Annotated in this window: 20 protein-coding genes; 13 read left to right on the top strand and 7 right to left on the bottom strand. The window is 71.4% G+C overall.

Going from position 1 to position 21,729, the window contains the following annotated elements:
• Positions 1 to 15: 15 nt before the first annotated feature.
• Complete coding sequence (locus OHA37_RS11035; protein WP_266904147.1) at positions 16 to 717, bottom strand: nitroreductase family protein; 702 nt, start codon at positions 715 to 717, stop codon at positions 16 to 18.
• Between the two features lie 131 nt (positions 718 to 848).
• On the opposite strand from OHA37_RS11035, the gene OHA37_RS11030 reads away from it, so the two are divergent.
• Both OHA37_RS11030 and OHA37_RS11025 read left to right on the top strand, forming a co-directional pair.
• Positions 849 to 1,412: an SMI1/KNR4 family protein gene (locus OHA37_RS11030; RefSeq protein ID WP_266904145.1), complete on the top strand. Its 564-nt coding sequence runs from the start codon at positions 849 to 851 to the stop codon at positions 1,410 to 1,412.
• Positions 1,391 to 1,954, top strand: a complete 564-nt coding sequence (locus tag OHA37_RS11025) for a GNAT family N-acetyltransferase (protein WP_443046146.1) — start codon at positions 1,391 to 1,393, stop codon at positions 1,952 to 1,954. The genes OHA37_RS11030 and OHA37_RS11025 overlap by 22 nt, the downstream gene beginning before the upstream one ends.
• Here the strand turns inward: OHA37_RS11025 and OHA37_RS11020 are convergent.
• Complete coding sequence (locus tag OHA37_RS11020) at positions 1,951 to 3,981, bottom strand: phosphocholine-specific phospholipase C (RefSeq protein WP_266904141.1); 2,031 nt, start codon at positions 3,979 to 3,981, stop codon at positions 1,951 to 1,953. The genes OHA37_RS11025 and OHA37_RS11020 overlap by 4 nt on opposite strands.
• Before the next feature lie 119 nt (positions 3,982 to 4,100).
• Positions 4,101 to 5,114, bottom strand: a complete 1,014-nt coding sequence (locus tag OHA37_RS11015) for an NADP-dependent oxidoreductase (protein ID WP_266904139.1) — start codon at positions 5,112 to 5,114, stop codon at positions 4,101 to 4,103.
• Positions 5,115 to 5,213: 99 nt separating this feature from the next.
• Between OHA37_RS11015 and OHA37_RS11010 the strand changes: the two genes are divergently transcribed.
• From OHA37_RS11010 to OHA37_RS10995, 4 genes are all read left to right on the top strand, one after another.
• On the top strand, positions 5,214 to 6,095 hold the full coding sequence (locus OHA37_RS11010) for a LysR family transcriptional regulator (RefSeq protein WP_266904137.1): 882 nt from the start codon (positions 5,214 to 5,216) through the stop codon (positions 6,093 to 6,095).
• A 260-nt stretch (positions 6,096 to 6,355) separates the two neighbouring features.
• On the top strand, positions 6,356 to 6,490 hold the full coding sequence (locus OHA37_RS11005; protein WP_266904135.1) for a hypothetical protein: 135 nt from the start codon (positions 6,356 to 6,358) through the stop codon (positions 6,488 to 6,490).
• A 149-nt stretch (positions 6,491 to 6,639) separates the two neighbouring features.
• A complete protein-coding gene (locus OHA37_RS11000) occupies positions 6,640 to 7,680 on the top strand; it encodes a 3-isopropylmalate dehydrogenase (RefSeq protein WP_250742445.1) in 1,041 nt (346 codons plus the stop codon).
• Between the two features lie 232 nt (positions 7,681 to 7,912).
• The gene (locus tag OHA37_RS10995) at positions 7,913 to 9,001 is read left to right on the top strand and encodes a branched-chain amino acid aminotransferase (RefSeq protein WP_266904134.1); all 1,089 of its coding nucleotides are present in this window, start codon (positions 7,913 to 7,915) and stop codon (positions 8,999 to 9,001) included.
• Between the two features lie 92 nt (positions 9,002 to 9,093).
• Here OHA37_RS10995 and OHA37_RS10990 read toward each other — a convergent pair whose 3' ends face one another.
• Together OHA37_RS10990 and OHA37_RS10985 are read right to left on the bottom strand one after the other, a co-directional pair.
• Entirely contained in the window at positions 9,094 to 9,246 is a 153-nt protein-coding gene (locus OHA37_RS10990; RefSeq protein ID WP_266904133.1) for a hypothetical protein, read from the bottom strand.
• A 93-nt stretch (positions 9,247 to 9,339) separates the two neighbouring features.
• Positions 9,340 to 10,761: a cytosine permease gene (locus tag OHA37_RS10985; protein ID WP_266904132.1), complete on the bottom strand. Its 1,422-nt coding sequence runs from the start codon at positions 10,759 to 10,761 to the stop codon at positions 9,340 to 9,342.
• Between the two features lie 156 nt (positions 10,762 to 10,917).
• On the opposite strand from OHA37_RS10985, the gene ureA reads away from it, so the two are divergent.
• The 5 genes from ureA to cimA all read left to right on the top strand — a co-directional run bounded on the left by ureA (position 10,918) and on the right by cimA (position 17,196).
• Entirely contained in the window at positions 10,918 to 11,721 is an 804-nt protein-coding gene (ureA, locus tag OHA37_RS10980) for an urease subunit gamma (protein WP_266904131.1), read from the top strand.
• Positions 11,718 to 13,451, top strand: coding sequence for an urease subunit alpha (locus tag OHA37_RS10975; protein WP_266904130.1), 1,734 nt, complete (start codon positions 11,718 to 11,720; stop codon positions 13,449 to 13,451). The genes ureA and OHA37_RS10975 overlap by 4 nt, the downstream gene beginning before the upstream one ends.
• Positions 13,452 to 13,469: 18 nt before the next feature.
• The gene (locus OHA37_RS10970) at positions 13,470 to 14,513 is read left to right on the top strand and encodes an agmatine deiminase family protein (protein ID WP_266904129.1); all 1,044 of its coding nucleotides are present in this window, start codon (positions 13,470 to 13,472) and stop codon (positions 14,511 to 14,513) included.
• 32 nt (positions 14,514 to 14,545) lie between these two features.
• Positions 14,546 to 15,166, top strand: coding sequence for a TetR/AcrR family transcriptional regulator (locus tag OHA37_RS10965; RefSeq protein WP_250742438.1), 621 nt, complete (start codon positions 14,546 to 14,548; stop codon positions 15,164 to 15,166).
• A gap of 380 nt (positions 15,167 to 15,546) precedes the next feature.
• Positions 15,547 to 17,196 carry a citramalate synthase gene (gene cimA / locus OHA37_RS10960; protein WP_266904128.1) on the top strand — a complete coding sequence of 550 codons (1,650 nt, stop codon included), beginning with the start codon at positions 15,547 to 15,549 and terminating at the stop codon, positions 17,194 to 17,196.
• A gap of 28 nt (positions 17,197 to 17,224) precedes the next feature.
• Here the strand turns inward: cimA and OHA37_RS10955 are convergent, their stop codons facing one another.
• Positions 17,225 to 17,692: a hypothetical protein gene (locus tag OHA37_RS10955; RefSeq protein ID WP_266904127.1), complete on the bottom strand. Its 468-nt coding sequence runs from the start codon at positions 17,690 to 17,692 to the stop codon at positions 17,225 to 17,227.
• A gap of 129 nt (positions 17,693 to 17,821) precedes the next feature.
• Here OHA37_RS10955 and OHA37_RS10950 point away from each other — a divergent pair, with 129 nt between their 5' ends.
• Positions 17,822 to 19,195: a hypothetical protein gene (locus tag OHA37_RS10950; protein WP_266904126.1), complete on the top strand. Its 1,374-nt coding sequence runs from the start codon at positions 17,822 to 17,824 to the stop codon at positions 19,193 to 19,195.
• A gap of 21 nt (positions 19,196 to 19,216) precedes the next feature.
• Here OHA37_RS10950 and OHA37_RS10945 read toward each other — a convergent pair whose 3' ends face one another.
• Complete coding sequence (locus tag OHA37_RS10945) at positions 19,217 to 19,828, bottom strand: YceI family protein (protein WP_266904125.1); 612 nt, start codon at positions 19,826 to 19,828, stop codon at positions 19,217 to 19,219.
• A 297-nt stretch (positions 19,829 to 20,125) separates the two neighbouring features.
• On the opposite strand from OHA37_RS10945, the gene OHA37_RS10940 reads away from it, so the two are divergent.
• Positions 20,126 to 21,709: an acyl-CoA carboxylase subunit beta gene (locus OHA37_RS10940; RefSeq protein WP_266904124.1), complete on the top strand. Its 1,584-nt coding sequence runs from the start codon at positions 20,126 to 20,128 to the stop codon at positions 21,707 to 21,709.
• Positions 21,710 to 21,729 lie beyond the last annotated feature (20 nt).

The raw sequence follows: 21,729 nt of genomic DNA, 5'->3' as shown, positions 1-21,729 counted from the left end.
TGTCCGGCGGTCCGCCTAGACCTCGACGATGACCTGGTCCAGGGACTTGCGGATCAGGTCCGGGACCTCGCAGTCGTCCGACGGGTAGCCGACCGGGATGACCGCGAAGGCCTTCTCGTTCTCGGGGCGGTTCAGGACGTGGGAGAGGAAGCGCATCGGGCTCGGGGTGTGGATCAGGGCGGCCAGGCCGGAGAGGTGGAGGGCCGACAGGAGCATGCCGACCGCGATGCCGACCGACTCGTCGACGTAGTAGTGCTTGTGCTTCGTGCCGTCCTCGCCGAGCCAGTAGCGCTGCTGGAAGACCACGATCAGGGCCGGGGCGTCGGTGAGGTGGGTCTTCACGGCGTCCGTGCCGATCGGGCGCAGGGCCGCCAGCCACTCGTCGCCGAGCCGGCCGTCGTAGGACAGCTGCTCCTCCTGTTCGGCGGCCGCGCGGATCTGCTCCCGTACGGCGGGGTCCTTGACCAGGACGAAGGTCCACGGCTGCTGGTGCGCCCCCGAGGGCGCGGTCGCGGCGCACGCGATGGCGTCCCGGACCACCTGCTCGGGCACCGGGTCGGGGGAGAAGTGGCGTACGGTCCTGCGCTCGTCCATCCGCGTCCGCAACTCGGCGGCCCGCGCGAGGGATTCCCCGCTCGGCATCCGCTCGGGGCGGTAGGGCGCGGGACGGTACGGCTGGCCGTGGATCGGGGTCCACTGCTGGGTATCGGGAGACATGGGGCCGAGTCTGCCGAGCCAATGGTCCAGACCGCCAGAGCCGCGTCGGCCCAATCCGGCCGGTGGGCGATATTTCATGTCCGCATAGCGGATACGAGCGGTGGGGGGACGGCGCTTGCTACGGTCGCGCCATGGGCGAATGGGACGCGCGAGCCGTACGGACGAGGCTGCGGCAGATGGCTGCGCAGGACCCGGGGGCCCTGCGCCACGGCGCCCGCAATCACCGGTACGAGCTGGCTCCGCCGCTTCCCGAGGCCGAGATCCGTGCCTTCGAGGAGGAGCACGGATGCCGGCTGCCCCCGGAGTACCGCTCCTTCGTCGCCCGCGTGGGTGACGGTCCCGCCGGTCCCGCGTACGGACTGATGCCGCTCGTGACCCCGCACCCGTCCACTGACGAGGACGGGGCCGCCGAGGGGGAGTGGGCGGACGACCGGAGGCCGGGCCGGCTGGCCGCCCCCTGCCCCATGAGGGAGCCCCGGCCGTTCGACGAGGGACTGAGGTACGACCCGGACGAAGGCCTGACGCTGGGCACGCTGGTGCTCGCCGACCACGGCTGCGGCATGTACTCCCGGCTCGTCGTCAACGGACCGCTGACCGGCGAGGTCTGGTTCCTGGACCAGGACTTCGGCAGCCGTACGCCGGAGAGCCCCGACTTCCGTACCTGGTACACCGGATGGCTGGAGGGGCAGGCGTGAACGAGGTATCGCTGCGCCACACCGCGCAGCTGGCCGAGGGGGAGCTGCGGCGGGTGCGGGAGCTGCTCGGCGGGGCCTTCGAGGGGGACTTCGGGGACGAGGACTTCGAGCACGCGCTGGGCGGGATGCACGTGCTGGTGCACCAGGGCGGGGAGCTCGTGGCGCACGGGAGCGTCGTGCAGCGGCGGGTGCTGCACCGGGGGCGGGCGCTGCGCACCGGCTACGTCGAGGCCGTGGCCGTACGGGCCGACCGGCGCCGGCGCGGGCTCGGCGGCGTGGTGATGGAGGCGGTCGAGGGGGTCGTCGAGCGGGCCTACGTGCTCGGGGCGCTCAGCGCCTCCGCCGACGGGGCCCGGCTGTACGCGGGCCGCGGCTGGCGGGTGTGGGGCGGGGAGATCGGGGTGCTCGGGCCGCGCGGGCCCGAGCGGCTGCCCGAGGAGGAGGGGTCGACGTACGTGTGGACGCCGCCCGGCGGTGGGGTGCTGCTCGATCCCACCGCCGGGCCGCTGTCCTTCGACTGGCGCGAGGGCGATGTGCTCTAGCTGCCGCTGATGCTCGGGGCGCCCGTCTCGATGTGGCCCGTGTAGCGGCGCGACCAGGTGCCGTCGGAGTCGGCGAGCACCGTGAGGTCGTACCAGCCGTTGTTGTAGGCGACGGCGTTGAAGTAGTCCTCGCGCGAGGAGTTCGCCGGCACGGTGTACGTCCACGGGCCGTCCGTGCGGTAGGCGTTCGCGCGGATCGTGAAGGTGACCGGCGAGGCCGAGGCGTTCGTCATCTTGAGGTAGAGCGCCGTCTTGCCGGTGCCCGGCTCCACCGCGAAGCGGGACGCGACCTCGATCGACTTGCCCGCCTTCGACGCGTCGCCGATGAAGCGCCGCAGGAAGCGGTTCGGCCCGTACATCGAGATGTCGTACTTGCCGGAGCCGCTGCCGGTGCCGATGTTGAAGTAGTCCGTCGACGTGGCGCCGACGTCCACCGTGTACTGCCAGGCGGCTGTGTCCCGGTGCTGGTGCGGGTGGATCGAGAAGTGGGCCGCCTGCTTCGCCTCGGCGCCCGCGTTCGTCATCGAGAACCAGGCCAGGATCTTGCCGCCCGACCCGAACTCGAAGCGGTCCAGGTTCCCGTTGACCTGGTATGGAAGGGCCCGGGCGGGCCGCGTCCCCGCCTCCTGGGCCGGCTGCGCGTTGTCCTGCGGAACCGGGTTGGGGAGCGGGCCGCAGGTCGACTGGCCGATGACCTTGGCCGTGGAGGGCAGACCCGCGGGAACCCCGTAGACCGGGTGCGCGAAGTCGAAGACGCCCGTCAGGTCGCCGGTGACCTTGCGGCGCCACGCGCTGATGTTCGGACAGTTCGCGGGGGTGCCCAGCGCGGCCGTCCACTTCTCCATGAAGCGCAGCACGGAGGTGTGGTCGAAGACCTCGGAGCTCACCCAGCCGCCGCGGGTCCACGGGGACATCACGATCATCGGGACGCGGAAGCCGAGACCGATCGGGACGCCGTCGAGGTACTCGCCGGCGGTGCCGGGCGGGGCGACCGGCGGCGGGACGTGGTCGAAGAAGCCGTCGTTCTCGTCGTAGTTGAGGAAGAGGACGGTGGAGTCGAAGACCTCCGGGTTCGCCGAGAGCGCGCGGTAGACCAGGTCCACGAAGTGCGCGCCGTCGCCGGGCGGGGCGTACGGGTGCTCGGAGAAGGCCTCGTTCGCCACGACCCAGGAGACCTGGGGGAGGGTGCCGGCGACGACGTCCGCGCGGATGGCGGCGGCGATGTCGTCGGGGGTGGAGCCGGTGACCTTGGGGACGGAGCCCATGCCGCGGTCCCACAGCGGGTTGCCGGGGGCGGCGTCCGTGAACTTCTTGAAGTAGGCGAGCCCGTTGTCCCCGTAGTTGTCCTGGGCGTTCTGGTACACCTTCCAGCTCATCCCGGCGCGCTGCAGGGCCTCCGCGTACGTCTCCCAGGTCAGCCCGGACTCGTCGCCGCCGTCCTTGCTGGAGGCGTCGATCTTGCCGCTCCACAGGAAGGTGCGGTTGGGGCCGGTCGCGCTCAGGGTGGAGCAGAAGTAGGCGTCGCAGATGGTGTAGTTGTCGGCGAGGCCGTAGTGGAACGGTATGTCGCCGCGGTCGAGGTACCCCAGGGTGCGGGTGTTGCCGACGCCGGTGACGAAGTTGTCCATGCGGCCCTTGTTCCAGGCCGCGTGCTGCGAGGTCCAGCTGTGCGGGAGGTCGCCGTTGCACTGGGCGAGGGTCTCGCCGTCGACCCCGCCCGCCGGCGGGGTGGAGCTGAGCTTCCACGGGTACTGGCGGCCGCCCCAGTTCGGCTGGTTGAACATGCCCCAGCCGCCCGGGATGTTGCCGGCCGCGCGGTCACCGAAACCGCGGACACCCTTCAGCCTGCCGAAGTAGTGGTCGAAGCTGCGGTTCTCCTGCATCAGGATCACCACGTGCTTCACGTCGGTGATCGTGCCCGACGCGGTGGCCGCGGCCGCCGAGGTCGGCGCGATCGCGGGCAGGGTCGCCCCTGCCATCAGCCCGGCGCCGATCCCCACGAATCCTCTGCGGCTGATAGGTGTCACTGGCTGCTCGCCTCCAACTCAAGTGCCCCGCTGGCACATTGACGGCAAGAGTGGCGGCAGCAGCGCCAAAGGTCTACATCCGTGCGGTAAGAACTCGGTGAACATCCGGTTGGCTGGATTCAGCCGTCGACCCGTACGAGCATCTTGCCCAGATTCTCCCCTCGGAGCATGCCCCGGAAGGCCTCCACCGTGTGATCAAACCCCTGTACAACGGTGGTGTCGGTACCGATCCGGCCGCTGCGCAGGTGGGGGACGAGAAAGTCCTCCAGCTCGTCCTGCAGATTGGTGTGATTTCGAACCAATACCCCTTCCAGGCGCAGCGACTTGTGTACGACCTCGAAGAGGTTGCGGGGCGCTGCGGGGGAGCGGTCGCCGTTGTACATCGAGATCCCGCCGACCCAGGCGATCCGCCCGTACTCGCGCAGCGCGCCGATCGCCCCCTCCAGGTGGTCACCGCCGACGTTGTCCACGTAGACGTCGATGCCGTCCGGTGCGGCCTGCGCCAGCTGCTCGCCGACCGGCCCGTCGTGGTAGTCGAAGGCCGCGTCGAAGCCGAGGACCCCGGTGAGGTGGCGGACCTTCGCCGCCGACCCGGCGCTGCCGACGATCCGGCGGGCGCCGAGCAGCCGGGCGATGCGGCCGGTGGCCGTTCCGACCCCGCCCGCCGCGGCCGAGACGAAGAGGTCCTCGCCCTCGCGCAGGCTCGCGGTGCGGGTCAGGGCGGCGTACGCGGTCAGGCCGGTGCCGCCGAGGACGGAGAGGTACGCCTCCAGCGGGACGCCCTCGTGGCCGCGCAGCTTGCGGGTGCCGCCGGCGCCCAGGGTGACGAGGGCGTGGGTGCGCCAGCCCTCGCGGTGGAAGACCAGGTCGCCCTCGGCGAGGCCGGGGTCGCGCGAGGCGATGACCCGGCCCACCGAGCGGCCTTCCAGCGGGGCGCCGAGTGCGAAGCCGCCCTCGTCACCGTCCATCAGGCCGCGGTGGTACGGGTCCACGGAGAGCAGCAGGTTCTCCACCAGGGCGGTGCCGGGCCCCGGCCGGGGCACGGGGCTCTGCACGTAGGCGAAGTCGCCGGCGGCGGGGAAGCCGGCCGGCCGGGCGATCTGGTGGACGGCGTGAGCGGTGTTCGTGGTCATGGCGAGGACGCTAGGAGGGAATCGCCGGGCCGGGCAGGGGGTTTGGCTCATGGAAGCCGCAGGCCCATGAACGACGCTCATAGAACGAGGTGAGGCCCCGTGGCCGAGCTCCTCCCGCAGGAACTGCGGGTGCTGGTGGCCGTCGCCGAGCGCGGCGGGTTCTCCGCCGCGGCCGCCTCGCTGGGCCTCACCCAGTCGGCCGTCTCGCACTCGGTGCGCGGCAGCGAGGCCAAGCTCGGCGCGGTGCTCTTCGAGCGCGGCCGGACCGGCGCCTCGCCCACCCCGGCGGGGGAGCGGGCCGTCGGGCACGCCCGCCGGATCCTGCGGCTCTACGAGGTCATGGGCTCGGAGACGAGGGGCGCGGGCCGGGCCGCCGATCCGGTGGCACTGGACGGCGTGCTGCGGATCGCCGCGTTCCGCAGTGCGGCCCTGCACCTGCTGCCGCCCGCCCTGGAACGGCTCACCTCCCGCCACCCCGGCATCCGCCCCGAGGTCCGGGTGGTGCGCGAGCTCGGCGCGGGCGCGGCCGGGGAGGTGGCCGCGGGCCGCGCGGACCTCGGCATCGCGACGCTGGGCGTGGCGCGGGGGCTGCCGCCCGGCCTGCTGAGCGGGGTGCTCGTGGAGGAGGCGTACGCCCTGGTGCATCCGGCCGGGCATCCCGACCCGAAGGCGCTGCCCCTGATGGACTGGGACGAGAACTGCGGCTCCCACACCCGCACCTGGTGGCTGGCGCAGGACTGGATCCCGCGGGCGACCGTCAAGGCGGAGGACGACGCGATGGTGCTGACCATGGTCGGCCGGGGGCTCGGGATGGCGATCATGCCCGAGCTGTCGCTCAGGGAGGCGACCGGAGCGGTCGACGTCACCGGTTTGGGCCCCGAGGGGCCGGTGAGGCGCGTGGGGTACGTCACCACACCGGAATCCGCCGCCACCCTCGCCGTACGGGCTCTGATCAGGGAACTTCGTGCCGTAGGCGGCTGAAATCGGAGCCCGCGCAGGGGCCTTTCGGGCCGTACGGCGTCTCAGATAGTAGGAAGTCCGAGTAATTGCGGAGACATACAGCGGGAGCTGGCCTACGTTGTAGAAGCCGAACGTCTCGCCGATCCGGCGAATGGCGGTCGAGAGCGCGCGCCCCATGGCAGGCAACCCCTGCCGCGCACCGCTCCCCGCCTCTTCCGGCGCCTTGAAGGAACCCCTCATCCGTGGCCCCGCCACGCCGTGATCTCAAGGAGTCGATCACCATGACGCACACCCCCTCCACCACCGCCCGCCGCGTCCGCCGCTCCGCCGCCGCCGACGCGGACCGCAAGAACGCCGCCGCCGCCCTCCAGCGCGCGCTGGACCGCCGCGACAACGGCGGCTCGACCGGTCACTGACCAGCTGCGGCCCGGTCGTCGACCAGCTGCCGCCCGGCCGCTGACCAGCCACTGACCCGCCGCTGAGCGTCCCTCCGGCCCGGGACATATCGCGTCCACATGGTGGACGCGATATGTCTGAGGGATGGGACAAGGAGTACGGTTCCACCATGTCGACCAGCATCAATCTCGCAGTGATCCCCGGTGATGGCATCGGCCAGGAAGTCGTGGCTCAGGGCCTCAAGGTCCTTACCGCGGTCCTGCCCCAGGATGTGAAGCTGGAGACCAAGGAATACGACCTCGGCGCCCAGCGCTGGCACCGCACCGGTGAAACCCTCCCGGACGCGGAGCTGGAGGCCCTCAAGCACCACGACGCGATCCTGCTGGGCGCCATCGGCGACCCCTCGGTCCCGTCGGGCGTCCTTGAGCGCGGTCTGCTGCTGAAGCTCCGCTTCGCCTTCGACCACTTCATCAACCTGCGCCCGTCGAAGCTCTTCCCCAACACGGCCACCCCGCTCGCCGGCCGTCCGGAGATCGACTTCGTCGTGGTCCGCGAGGGCACCGAAGGCCCGTACACCGGCAACGGCGGCAGCCTGCGCACCGGCACCCCGGCCGAGGTGGCCACCGAGGTCAGCCTGAACACGGCGTACGGCGTCGAGCGCGTGGTCCGTGACGCGTACGAGCGTGCCAACGGCCGCCCGCGCAAGAAGCTGACGCTGGTCCACAAGAACAACGTCCTCGTCTACGCCGGTCACCTGTGGAAGAACATCTTCGACAAGGTCGGCCAGGAGTACCCCGAGGTCACCACCGACTACCTGCACGTCGACGCCGCGACGATCTTCTTCGTCACCCAGCCGGAGCGCTTCGACGTCATCGTCACGGACAACCTCTTCGGTGACATCCTCACCGACCTGGCCGCCGCCGTGACCGGCGGAATCGGCCTGGCCGCCTCGGGCAACATCAACCCGACCGGCGCCTTCCCGTCCATGTTCGAGCCCGTCCACGGCTCTGCTCCGGACATCGCCGGCACCGGCAAGGCCGACCCGACCGCGACGATCCTCTCGGTCGCCCTCCTGCTGCGCCACCTCGGCTACGAGGCCCAGGCCGCCCGCATCGAGGACGCGGTCTCCGCCGACCTGGCCGAGCGCGACGGCACCTTCCGCTCCACCGACGCCATCGGCGACGCCCTCGCCGCGCGAGTAGCCGGCTGACCCGGTAGCCCCACCTCCAGGAAGCCGCCGGGTCGCGACCACCGCACCCGGCGGCTTTTCCTGTGCGGCCCCGGGTGTCACCATCTCCCCTGGGCCGCATTCACCCCGTTGCACCGAAGTGCCCCTCGCGCGCGATAATCGAACGCGAGGCCGTGGAAAACGGGGAAGCTCGGACGTCCTAGTACGCCGTGAGCGCGGTCCGCCCTACAAAACCGGTGAAGGACAAGCACTCATGACGACGACGCCCACGATCGAGCTGAAGCCCTCCTCGACCCCCCTGTCCGCCGCGGAGCGCGACGCGATCCTGGTGAGCCCCGGCTTCGGCCGCCACTTCACCGACCACATGGTGACGATCAAGTGGACCGAGGGCCGCGGCTGGCACGACGCGGAGCTGGTTCCGTACGCGCCGCTGTCCATGGACCCCGCGAACATGACCCTGCACTACGCGCAGACGATCTTCGAGGGCCTCAAGGCCTACAAGCAGCCCGACGGCACCGTCGCCACCTTCCGCCCGCAGGCCAACGCCGAGCGCTTCCAGGCCTCCGCCCGCCGCATGGCGATGCCGGAGCTGCCGACCGAGCTGTTCATCGAGGCCTGTGACGCGCTGATCAAGCAGGACCGCGCCTGGGTGCCGGACTCCGGCGAGGCCTCGCTCTACCTGCGGCCCTTCATGTTCGCCACCGAGGTCGGCCTCGGCGTCCGCCCGGCCAACGAGTTCCTCTTCATCGTCATCGCCTCCCCGGCCGGCGCGTACTTCCCCGGGGGCGTCAAGCCCGTCTCCGTCTGGCTCTCCGAGGAGTACGTCCGCGCCGCCAAGGGCGGCACCGGCGCCGCCAAGACCGGCGGCAACTACGCGGCCTCCCTCGTCGCGCAGGCCCAGGCCGCCGAGCACGGCTGCGACCAGGTGGTCTGGCTCGACGCCGTCGAGCACCGCTGGATCGAGGAGATGGGCGGGATGAACCTGTACTTCGTGTACGGCGACCGCATCGTCACCCCCGAGCTCACCGGCTCGCTCCTGCCCGGCATCACCCGCGACTCCCTCCTCACGATCGCCCGCGACCTCGGCTACACCGCCGAAGAGGGCCGCATCACCACCGAGGACTGGAAGCGCGACAACGAGAACGGCACCCTGACCGAGGTCTTCGCCTGCGGTACGGCCGCCGTGATCACCCCGGTCGGCTCCGTCAAGTCGGAGCGCGCGAACTGGACCCAGGGCACCGGTGAGCCCGGCGAGGTCACCATGAAGCTCCGCAAGGCCCTCCTGGACCTCCAGACCGGCCACAAGGCCGACACCCACGGCTGGATGCACCCGCTGGGCTAGTCCGTCCCGTCCCGAACGGATTGAAGGCCCCCCGCGCATCGCGCGGGGGGCCTTCGGGTTTTCGGATGCGAGGGGCGACGGGAGGGGCGTGGTCAGCCCTTCTCGTCCGCCTCGCCCTCGCGCTTCTTCTTGGGCTCCTGGTTCTTCCCCTCCGGGCCGAGGCCCACCAGGGCCTCACCGAAGACGTAGGCCAGGCCCGCGACTCCCTTGACGATCCTTCCCGCCACGTATGCGAGTTCTTCCACGACGCCCCTCCGTGTCGTTGGTGGCGGCCGTGTCCTGTTCGGCCACCGCTGTACGGGGAGACGCCACGGCGGGCCGAAGGGTTGATCGGCGGCTCAGGCGGCCACCGGCTCCTCGACGGCCTCCGCCGCCGGGGCGGGGGCGGTACGGGCAGTCAGGGCCGCGTAGAGCAGGCCGCCGGTCAGGCCGGAGAGGACGAAGGAGCAGTCCACGCCGCCGGTCAGGGCCAGCAGCGGGCCCTCGTAGAACGGGGTGGTCACGGCGAGCAGGCCGATGCCCGCGCCGACGGCCCAGGAGAGGGTGGCCGGGATGTTCCAGCCGCCGCGGAACCAGTAGATCCCGCCCTTGGCGCGCCGGTTGAACACCTGGAGGGCCTCGGCGTCGTAGTGGCCGCGGCAGCGGACGTAGCCGATGAGGGTGATCACGGCCCACGGGGTGCCGATCGCGGTCAGCAGCAGCACGAACGAGGTCATCGCGGCCTGTACGTCCCACGAGAAGGAGCCGACGAACACGAACGCGGTGGCCACGGCCGCGGCGATCACGGTGGCCGTGGTGCGGGTGGCCTTGGGGACGATGGCGTCGAGGTCGAGGCCCATGGAGTAGAGCATCAGCCCGGCGTTGCCGACCGATCCGGCCCCCGCGGCGACCAGCAGCGGAACCAGGTACCAGAACGGCGCGGCGCCGACCAGCGGCCCGGCGTACTCGGTGCCCGCCCGGGCGGCGAGCGCGGTGTAGGTGCCGAAGAGCTGCGGGATCAGCAGCCCGATGAGCAGGCCGAGCCCGGTGGACCAGAGCACCTTGCGGGAGCTGTGCCGGCGCGGGGAGACGTAGCGGGTGTAGTCGCCGAGCAGGGTGATGAAGGCGACGGGCCCGCTGAGCCCGGCCGCGACGGCGGCGAGCAGCCAGGTCGGCCAGAAGGAGCCGAGCAGGTACGCGGTGTCGGGCGGGGCGGCGGTGGTGAAGTCGGGTGCGTAGGCGAACACGCCGACGGCCAGCAGCAGCACCATGCCGATGGAGAGCACCTTGCTCATGCGCAGCAGCAGCCGGTAGCCGAAGACGGCCGCGACCACGGTGCACGCGGCGAGCACGCCGTACATCACGGCCCGGGAGACGCCGGTGTCCGGCAGCCCGGTGAGCCGGGACAGGGCGCCGACCATCACGTCGCCGCCTATCCACAGGGTCAGCGCGGTGTAGCCGAGGGAGAGCAGCAGCCCGACCACCGAGCCGACGAGCCGGCCGCGGACGCCGAACTGGGCGCCGCTGGAGGTGGACAGGTTGGTCCCCGTGCGCAGGGAGACGAGCGCCAGCGGCGCGGTGAAGGCGATGCCGACGAGGGTGCCGGTCACGATGGCGGTGACCGACGGCCACAGACCCAGTCCGAAGGACGGGGGCAGCCAGCCGAAGACGATCACACCGAGGCAGAGATTGGAGCCGAGGAGGATCGAGATCAGGTCACGGGGACCGCTCGTCCGTTCCTCCTCCGGAATGGTGTCGACTCCGCGCTGTTCGATGGGCATGGGGGGACTCCCTTGGCAGGGCGGGGGGTGGCAACGCAATGTTTGAGCGACACTCAATGTGACCTAAGCCTTGGTCTCAGGTCAATGCTTCATTGCAGGGAAATGAAGAGTTAGAGTGATGCTCTAACCCATCGACTCAAAGGGTGGTGGATCGGCGTGCGGCTGACCCCTACGGAGCGCGACCGGCTGCTTCTCCGCAGCGCTGCGGAACTGGCCAGGGCCCGACGGGCCCGCGGACTCAAACTCAACGTCCCGGAGGCCACCGCGCTCATCGCGGACACGGTCTGCGAGGCCGCGCGTGACGGCAAGCGGCTGGCGGAGGCCATCGAGGAGGCCCGCTCCGTGCTGGGCCCCGCCGACGTGCTGCCCGGCGTCAGCGACGTGGTCACCGAGGTGCACGTGGAGGCCGTCTTCGACGACGGATCCCGCCTCGCGGTGGTCTCGTCCCCGATCCGGGGCGCCGTCGGCCTGGGCGAGGACGCCCCGGGCGCGGTCGTACCCGGCCCCGGAGCCCCCCAGCCGGAGCCCGTGGTCCACCTGCACGTGCGCAACACCGCCGCGGTGCCGGTGAGCGTCACCTCCCACTTCCACTTCTTCGAGGCCAACCCGCGCCTCGACTTCGACCGCGCGGCGGCGTACGGCATGCGGCTGTGCGTGCCGGCGGGCTCGTCCGTACGGTTCGACCCGCACGGCGAGGGCGAGGTCGGCCTCGTCCCCATCGGCGGGGACCGCATCGCGATCGGCTTCGCGGGGCTGGTCGACGGACCGCTGGACGCCCCGGGCGCCAAGGCCGAAGCCCTGCGCCGCGCGGCCGCCTGCGGCTACCTCGGCACGGACGGCACCGGCGCGACCGATGGAGCCGGCGCGACCGACGGCACCGGCGCGACCGACGGCACCGGCGCGACCGACGGAGCCGACGCGACCGATGGAACCGACGCCACGGACGGAGACCAGGCGTGAGCAAGCAGACCCGCCACAGTGACCACTGCGCACCCGGCAGCCGGCACATCGACCCGCACGAGTACGCCTCCGTCTTCGGCCCCCGGGCCGGGGACCGCGTCCGGCTCGGCGACTCCGGGCTGACCGTCCGCGTGGAGTCCGATTCGCAGAGGCCCGGGGACGAGTTCCTGGCCGGCTTCGGCAAGACGGCCCGCGACGGACTGCACCTGAAGGCCGCCGCCGTCCGCGACACCTGCGACGTGGTGATCAGCAACGTGCTGGTCATCGACGCCGTCCTCGGCATCCGCAAGGTCTCCATCGGCATCCGCGAGGGCCGCATCCACGCGATCGGCCGGGCCGGCAACCCCGACACCCTCGACGGGGTCGACGTCGTGGTCGGCACGGGGACGAGCATCGTCTCCGGCGAGGGCATGATCGCCACCGCCGGCGCCGTCGACACCCACGTGCACCTGCTCTCCCCGCGCATCATGGAGGCCTCGCTCGCCGCGGGCGTCACCACGATCATCGGCCAGGAGTTCGGCCCGGTCTGGGGCGTCGGGGTCAACTCGCCGTGGGCGCTGAAGCACGCCTTCAACGCCTTCGACGCGTGGCCCGTCAACATCGGCTTCCTGGCCCGCGGTTCCTCCTCGGACGCGGCCCCGCTGATCGAGGCCCTCGCCGAAGGCGGCGCCTCCGGCTTCAAGGTCCACGAGGACATGGGCGCGCACACCCGAGCCCTGGACACCGCCCTGCGGGTCGCGGAGGAGCACGACGTCCAGGTCGCCCTGCACAGCGACGGCCTCAACGAGTGCCTGTCCGTCGAGGACACCCTGCGGGTGCTGGACGGCCGGACCATCCACGCCTTCCACATCGAGGGCTGCGGCGGCGGCCACGTCCCCAACGTCCTGAAGATGGCCGGCGTCCCGAACGTCATCGGCTCCTCCACCAACCCGACCCTGCCCTTCGGCCGGGACGCGGTCGCCGAGCACTACGGGATGATCGTCTCCGTCCACGACCTCAAGCCGGACCTCCCCGGCGACGCCGCCATGGCCCGCGACCGGATCCGCGCGGGCACGATGGGGGCCGAGGACGTCCTGCACGACCTCGGCGCGATCGGCATCACCTCCTCCGACGCCCAGGGCATGGGCCGCGCCGGCGAGACCATCCGCCGCACCTTCGCCATGGCCGCCAAGATGAAGGGCGAGCTGGGACCGCTGGCCGGCGACGGCGAGGGCGACGACAACGCCCGCGTCCTGCGCTACATGGCCAAGCTGACCATCAACCCGGCCATCGCCCACGGCCTGTCCCACGAGATCGGCTCCATCGAAGTCGGCAAGCTCGCCGACATCGTTCTGTGGCGCCCCCAGTTCTTCGGCGCCAAGCCGCAGCTGGTCCTCAAGTCCGGCTTCCCGGCCTACGGGGTCACCGGCGACCCCAACGCCGCCACCGACACCTGCGAACCGCTGGTCCTCGGCCCGCAGTTCGGCTCGTACGGGGCCACCGCGGCCGATATCTCCGTCGCCTTCGTCTCGGCCGCCGCGGCGGCCCTGGGCAGCGACGAGATGCCGACCCGCAGGCGCCGGGTCGCCGTCCGCGGCACCCGGGGCATCGGTCCCGGCGACCTGCTCCTCAACTCCCGGGTGGGCGCGGTCGATGTGGACGCGCGCAGCGGACTCGTCTCCCTCGACGGGGAACCGCTGCGCTCCGAAGCCGCCGAATCGGTCTCCCTCAACCGCCTGTACTTCCTGTAAGCCTTAAGGACCCCTGCCATGAGCAACGCCGCCAAGCCGGTAGACAACGGATTCCGGATGCCCGCCGAGTGGACGCCCCACGAGCGCACCTGGATGGCCTGGCCCAGCCCCAACCCCACCTTCACCAACGAGCAGGAGCTCGCCGAAGCCCGCGAGGCCTGGGGCGCCGTCGCCCGCGCGGTGCGCTCGTACGAGCCGGTGACCCTGGTGGTCTCGCCCGGTGACGCGGAGAGCGCCCGCGCCGTCGTCGGCGATGACATCAAGCTGGTCGAGCGCGAGCTCGACGACGCCTGGATGCGCGACATCGGCCCGACCTTCGTCACCAACGACGCCGGCGAGCTGGCCGCCGTCGACTGGACCTTCAACGGCTGGGGCGCCCAGGAGTGGGCCCGCTGGGACCACGACTCGAAGATCGCCCGGGAGATCTCCGGCCTCGCCGGGACCCGCACCTACAGCACCGCGCTGGTCAACGAGGGCGGCGCCATCCACGTGGACGGCGAGGGCACCGTGCTCCTCACCGACACCGTGCAGCTCGGCAAGGGCCGCAACCCCGACTGGACCCGCGAGCAGGTCGAGGCCGAGATCCACGCCCACCTGGGCACCACCAAGGCGATCTGGCTCCCGTACGGCCTGGCCGGCGACTACGGCACCTACGGCACCCAGGGCCACGTGGACATCGTCGCGGCCTTCGCCCGCCCCGGTGTGGTCATGGTCCACAGCCAGCCCGACCCGGCCCACCCGGACCACGAGCGCGGCAAGACCATCGCCGCCATCCTGCGCGCCTCCACCGACGCCCGGGGGCGCCAGCTCCAGGTCGTGGAGATCCCGGCGCCGACCGTGCTGGAAGAGGACGGGGAGTGGGTCGACTACTCCTACATCAACCACTACCTGTGCAACGGCGGCGTGGTCCTGTGCGCCTTCGACGACCCGCGCGACGAGGAGGCCGCGGAGATCTTCCGCGGTCTGTTCCCCGAGCGGACCGTGACGCTCGTCGACGCACGTACGATTTTCGCCGGGGGTGGCGGTATCCACTGCATCACCCAGCAGCAGCCGAAGGTCTGACCCGAGAGGGCGGCCGGGACGAGGAGTGGGCCATGGTGGCGGGTGAGGTACGTGCCGCGCGCAAGAACGCGCCGCCGCGCGAGGACGTACTGGTCGCCGCCATGGCCACCATCGCCGAACGCGGCCTGGACGGTCTGACCATGGCCGGCCTCGGCCGCCAGGTCGGCATGAGCAGCGGCCACCTCCTCTACTACTTCCGCACCAAGGACGAGCTCCTGCTGCAGACCCTGGAGTGGAGCGAGGCGGCGCTCGGCACCCGGCGCCGCGCCCTGCTGTCCCGCCGCGGACCGGCGCGCGAGCGCCTGCAGGCGTACGTGGACCTGTACGTGCCCGAGGGCGCCCGGGATCCGCACTGGACCCTGTGGCTGGAGGTCTGGAACCGCTCGCAGAACGCGGGACCGGGGGAGCGGGACCGCCAGGGGGCCATCGAGGGCGCCTGGCACCGCGACCTGGTGGCCCTGCTCGCCGAGGGCATCTCGCGCGGAGAGTTCCGCCCGGTCGACCCGGACCGCTTCGCGGCCCGGCTGCGGGCCCTGCTCGACGGGTTCAGCATCCAGGTCGCCGTCGGCCTGCCCGGGATAGGGCGGGGCGACATCCTGGAGCACGTCGGCGAGTTCCTCAGCGAGGCGCTGACCCCGGGTGCCGGAGCCTGAGATCGCGGCCCGGGACGGCGGCCCCGCCCCTGGCCCCGCGCTCGCCCCGCCCTCCGGCCCTCGGACAGACGTGCCCGCATGCTGAGATTCCTGTCCACCCGCGGCATGCGGTATGGCAGACTGCCGACGTGCCTGCTCAGCTCATGATTATGGACAGCAGCGCGCCGGTCCCCAGTGGCCGCTGAGCCGCGGAAGAACTTCGCGGAGGCGGCCACCGTGCCTCAGACCCGCGCGCAGACCTCTCGCACCCGCGAGAGGTTTTTTCGTTTTCCGGCCACGAACATGCCGGGATCGGGCAGCGCGCGATGATGGGGGCAGTGGCGTCGGCCTGCCCGAGGGCGGGCATCCGGAACCACCCATCCGACAGGAGTCAGATCAGCATGACGACGACAGAGGCGACCGAGCCGACTGCGCCGGCTTCGGGCCCCGGCGATCCCGGCGGTGTCGAAGATGGGTTCCACGTCTTCGACACGACCCTGCGCGACGGTGCCCAGCGTGAGGGCATCAACCTCACGGTCGCGGACAAGCTGACGATCGCCCGGCACCTGGACGACTTCGGGGTGGGGTTCATCGAGGGCGGCTGGCCCGGCGCCAACCCGCGCGACACGGAGTTCTTCTCGCGTGCCCGCGCGGAGATCGACTTCAAGCACGCCCAGCTCGTCGCCTTCGGCGCGACCCGCCGGGCGGGCGGCTCCGCCGCCACCGACCCGCAGGTCCGCGCCCTGCTGGAATCCGGCGCCCCGGTGATCACCCTGGTCGCCAAGTCCCACGACCGGCACGTCGAGCTGGCCCTGCGCACCACCCTCGACGAGAACCTGGAGATGGTCCGCGACACCGTCGCCCACCTGGTCTCCCAGGGCCGCCGGGTCTTCGTCGACTGCGAGCACTTCTTCGACGGCTACCGGGCCAACGCCGAGTACGCGAAGTCCGTCGTGCGCGCCGCCCACGAGGCCGGCGCCGACGTCGTGGTCCTCTGCGACACCAACGGCGGCATGCTGCCCGCGCAGATCACCGCGACCGTGGCGACCGTACTGGCCGACACCGGCGCGCGCCTGGGCATCCACGCCCAGGACGACACCGGCTGCGCCGTGGCCAACACGCTGGCCGCCGTGGACGCGGGCGCCACCCACGTGCAGTGCACCGCGAACGGCTACGGCGAGCGGGTCGGCAACGCCAACCTCTTCCCGGTCGTCGCCGCGCTGGAGATCAAGTACGGCCGTACGGTCCTCCCGGCGGGCGCGCTGGCCGAGATGACCCGCATCTCCCACGCCATCGCGGAGGTCGTCAACCTCACCCCCTCCACGCACCAGCCCTACGTCGGCGTCTCCGCCTTCGCGCACAAGGCGGGCCTGCACGCCTCGGCCATCAAGGTCGACCCGGACCTGTACCAGCACATCGACCCCGCGCGCGTCGGCAACACCATGCGGATGCTCGTCTCCGACATGGCCGGCCGGGCCTCCATCGAGCTCAAGGGCAAGGAGCTCGGAGTCGACCTCGGCGGGGACCGCGCGCTGGTCTCCCGGGTGGTGGAGCGGGTCAAGGAGCGCGAGCTCCAGGGCTACACCTACGAAGCCGCCGACGCCTCCTTCGAGCTGCTGCTGCGCGCCGAGGCCGAGGGCCGGGCGCGCAAGTACTTCCGCATCGAGTCCTGGCGGGCCATCGTCGAGGACCGCCCCGACGGCACGCACGCCAACGAGGCGACGGTGAAGCTGTGGGCCAAGGGCGAGCGGATCGTCGCGACGGCGGAGGGCAACGGCCCCGTCAACGCGCTGGACCGCGCGCTGCGGGTCGCCCTGGAGCGCTTCTACCCCCAGCTCGCGAAGTTCGAGCTGATCGACTACAAGGTCCGCATCCTGGAGGGCGCACACGGCACGTCGTCCACGACCCGGGTCCTGGTCACCACGACCGACGGCACCCGCGAGTGGAACACGGTGGGCGTCGCCCCGAACGTCATCGCCGCCTCCTGGCAGGCCCTGGAAGACGCCTTCACCTACGGCCTCCTCCACGCGGGCGTGGAACCGGCGGAGTAGGCCCGGCCGCCCTTGGGACGCTTCCGCGTCAGCAGGCATCCCTGATGTATGCGCGGAAGCGCTTGCGGCTCATGGCCTCGCCGTCGGCCCAGACCTGTCCGGGGCCCAGGGCCTGGATGTCCCTGCTCTCGAACAAGGTGGCGGAGGAGTACAGGACCCAGTGGCCGTCCTCCAGCACATCGAAGCTGAGGTAATAGCTGCCCGCGTCCAAGGACGGCGGAGCCCCGGGCTCCCCGTTCCGACCCGGGACCGGGGCGAGGAGGGGAAACGGCCCCGGGCGGCTGTCCCCGCGGACATGGCCCGTGGTCCGGGTCGTGGAGGGCGACCCCTCCACCGGGGGGCCGGCCAGATAGAACCCGGTGATCTCCCCTTCGTTGCTGCATCGCCCGGCTTCCACCATGAGCTGCCCCGAGTCGTCCTTGTACACCCCGGCGAGGTCGTACGTGGGCGGGCTGCATGCCGTCAGCAGTCCGCCACTCAGTAGTGCGAGTCCCATCAGTAGTCCGCGCCGCACCGGCCCCACCCCCTGGATCGGGAGCATAGGTCGAACGTCTGACCGGCGCGGGCCGATAGCCCTTATGTCCAGCTCACACAGGATTGCACCCGTTCGGGTAGCGTCATGGATATGAGGACCAGGCTTATATCCGTACGTATGGGATCGCTGCTGGCCGCTCTGCTGCTGGCGCTGTCGGCGACCGCGCTGCTGGTCGCCCCGCAGGCGTCGGCGGCGGACGGGACCACCACCGTGGCCCAGGCCCTCAAGAAGGGCCCGGTCTACGTGGACCCCCGCGCCGAGGCGCAGCTGTCGCCCGCGCAGGCGGACGCGCTCGCGCAGAAGATCAAGGACGCCGGGAAGCCGGTGTTCGTGGCGGTGCTGCCCGCCACCGCCGAGTTCCCGGCCGCCAGCGTGCTCAAGACGGTCCGTACCGAGACCGGCATCACCGGGCTCTACGCGATCCGGCTCGGGGAAGGCTTCAACGCCGGCGCCGACCGGGCCGTCATGCCGAGCAACGCGGTCCGCAACCTGGTCGACGCCGTCAAGGCGGGCGGGGCTACGGACGCGAACACCGAGCTCAACGCCTTCGTGGACCAGGCCCTCGCCCAGGCCAAGGGCAAGGCCCCCGCCTCCTGGGGCACTGCGAGCACCGACAGCGGGGCCCCGGTGGGCGCCCTGATCGGGCTCGGCGTGGTGGCCGCCGTCGGCGGTGGCGGGGCGTACGCGCTGGTCAAGCGCAACCGAAAGAAGAAGGAAGAGCTCCGGCGCGAGTCCATCGCCCGGCTGAGCGTGGTCGTCGACGAGGACATCACGGCCTTCGGCGAGGAGCTGGAGCGCCTCGACTTCCACCCCGGTGAGCCCGGCGCCGACGACGCCATGCGCGCGGACTACGAGCAGGGCCTCGACTCGTACGAGAAGGCCAAGCAGATCATGGCCTCCGTGCAGCATCCGGAGGAGGTCAAGGGGGTCACCCAGGCCCTCGAAGACGGCCGGTTCGCGCTGGCCCGCCTCGACGCGCGCCGGCAGGGCCGCCCGCTGCCCGAGCGCCGCGCACCCTGCTTCTTCGACCCGCGCCACGGGCCGAGCACCGAGGACGCCGCCTGGGCCCCGTCGGGCGGGGCCGCCCGTACGGTCCCGGTCTGCGCGGCGGACGCCGTCCGGCTGCGCGACGGTCAGGACCCGGCGGTCCGCACCGTCGACACCGAGCACGGTCCGCGCCCCTACTACGACGCCGGCCCGGCGTACGGTCCCTGGGCCGGCGGCTACTTCGGGGGCGGCATCCTGCCCGGCCTGCTCATGGGCACGATGCTCGGTTCGATGATGTCCAGTCCGGCCTACGCCTCCGACTTCGGAGGCGGCAACGGATTCGATGGTGGAGGCGGTGGCTTCGACGGCGGCGACGTCTCCGGGGCCGACTTCAACCCGTCCGACTTCGGCGGCGGGGACTTCGGAGGCGGAGGCGGCTTCGACGGCGGTGGCGGGTTCGGCGGGGGCGACTTCTAGCCGCCCCGGCCCCGCCCGGGGTCACGCCTGCTTGATCGCCGAGATGTCGAAGGTCAGCTTCACCTTGTCGCTGACCATCACGCCGCCGGTCTCCAGCGCCGCGTTCCAGGTCAGGCCCCAGTCGGAGCGCAGGATCTCGGCCGAGCCCTCGAACCCGACGCGCTCGTTGCCGTAGACGTCGGTGGCCGAGCCGCCGAACTCCAGGTCGATGGAGAGCGGGCGCGTGACGTCCTTGATGGTCAGCTCGCCGGTGATGCGGTACTTGTCGCCGCCGAGCTGCTGCGCCTCGGTGGAGCGGAAGGTCATCAGCGGGAAGGTCTCCGCGTCGAAGAAGTCCCCGGAGCGCAGGTGGCCGTCGCGGTCGCCGATGCCGGTGTCGATGGAGGCGATCTTCACGTCGATGGAGGCGGTGGAGCGGGAGGGGTCGGCACCGTCCAGGTGCAGGGTGCCCTCGTGGTCGGCGAAGGAGCCGCGCACGTTGGTGACCATCGCGTGGCGGACGGTGAAGCCGATGCTGCTGTGGGAGGCGTCGATGACGTAGTCGCCGGTGAGTGCGGCGAGGGCCGGGTCCACGTCGAGGGTGGCGACGGCGGTGTTGGCGGTGTCCTGCGTGCGGCGGGTGAAGAGACCCATGACTGCTCCTTGGTGGGGGGTGCCGCTCGATGTCCGGCACTCGTTGAACTTTCAACAACAACGACGCTAGACCCATTCCGTTCAAATTTCAACCTCTGGGTTTCTTGCGCGTGGCTTGGCGGTGCCTTGGAGGCGGCTTGGCGGGAGTTTTGTGGGAAACCGACAATGGACCAAGGTCCTGCCTGGTGGGCCCGGCTGCACCCCCGGCGGTTCTGTCCGGGACGGACAGCGGAAGACACCCGACACTGTGTGGATTCGACGGAGGGTTTTTGGGGTCCGGCTTCGTAAGGTCATTACATGACCGTTGTGGACCAGATTCCGAGCGAGCCGACGGACGCCCGCGGGCGCGTGGCCGAGCTGCACGACCTGCGCGAGCAGGCGCGGCGCGGCCCGAGCGACCGGGCGACCGAAGCGCAGCATGCCAAGGGCAAGCTCACCGCCCGTGAGCGGATCGCGTTGCTGCTCGACGAAGGTTCCTTCAAGGAGGTCGAGCAGCTGCGCCGCCACCGGGCGACGGGGTTCGGCCTGGAGGCCAAGAAGCCCTACACCGACGGTGTCATCACCGGCTGGGGCACGGTCGAGGGCCGTACGGTCTTCGTCTACGCACACGACTTCCGGATCTTCGGCGGCGCCCTGGGCGAGGCCCACGCCCAGAAGATCCACAAGATCATGGACATGGCCATCGCGGCCGGTGCCCCGCTGGTCTCCCTCAACGACGGCGCCGGCGCCCGCATCCAGGAGGGCGTCTCCGCGCTCGCCGGCTACGGCGGCATCTTCCAGCGCAACACCAGGGCCTCGGGCGTCATCCCGCAGATCTCGGTGATGCTGGGCCCCTGCGCCGGCGGCGCGGCCTACTCCCCGGCGCTGACGGACTTCGTGTTCATGGTCCGGGAGACCTCGCAGATGTTCATCACCGGCCCGGACGTGGTCCGCGCGGTGACCGGCGAGGAGATCACCCAGAACGGCCTCGGCGGCGCGGACGTGCACGCCGAGACCTCGGGCGTCGCGCACTTCGCGTACGACGACGAGGAGACCTGCATCTCCGAGGTCCGCTACCTCATCACGATGCTGCCCTCCAACAACCGCGAGAACCCCCCGGTCCACGAGACCAGCGACCCGGCCGACCGCCGGTCCGACGTCCTGCTGGACCTGGTGCCCGCCGACGGCAACCGCCCGTACGACATGCTCAAGGTCATCGAGGAGCTCGTCGACGAGGGCGACGTCCTGGAGATCCACGAGCGCTGGGCCCGCAACATCATCTGCGCGCTCGCGCGGATGGACGGCCAGGTCGTCGGAATCGTCGCCAACCAGCCCGGCCACCTCGCCGGCGTCCTGGACATCCACGCCTCCGAGAAGGCGGCGCGCTTCGTCCAGCTCTGCGACGCCTTCAACATCCCGATCATCACCCTCCTGGACGTCCCCGGCTTCCTGCCGGGCGTCGACCAGGAGCACGGCGGCATCATCCGCCACGGCGCCAAGCTGCTGTACGCGTACTGCAACGCGACCGTGCCGCGGATCTCGCTGATCCTGCGCAAGGCCTACGGCGGTGCGTACATCGTCATGGACTCCCAGTCCATCGGCGCCGACCTCACCTACGCCTGGCCGACCAACGAGATCGCCGTAATGGGCGCCGAGGGCGCCGCCAACGTCATCTTCCGCAAGCAGATCGCGGACGCCGAAGACCCCGAGGCCATGCGTGCGCGCATGGTCAAGGAGTACAAGTCCGAGCTGATGCACCCTTACTACGCGGCCGAGCGAGGCCTCGTCGACGACGTCATCGACCCCGCGGAAACCCGCGAGGTCCTCGTCGCCGCACTCGCGATGCTCCGCAACAAGCACGCCGACCTGCCGTCGCGCAAGCACGGCAACCCGCCCCAGTAGACGTCGAAGGAGACCTGCCA

This window comes from Streptomyces sp. NBC_00335 (assembly GCF_036127095.1).
Lineage (GTDB): Bacteria > Actinomycetota > Actinomycetes > Streptomycetales > Streptomycetaceae > Streptomyces.
This window is presented reverse-complemented; position numbering and strand designations above follow the sequence as displayed.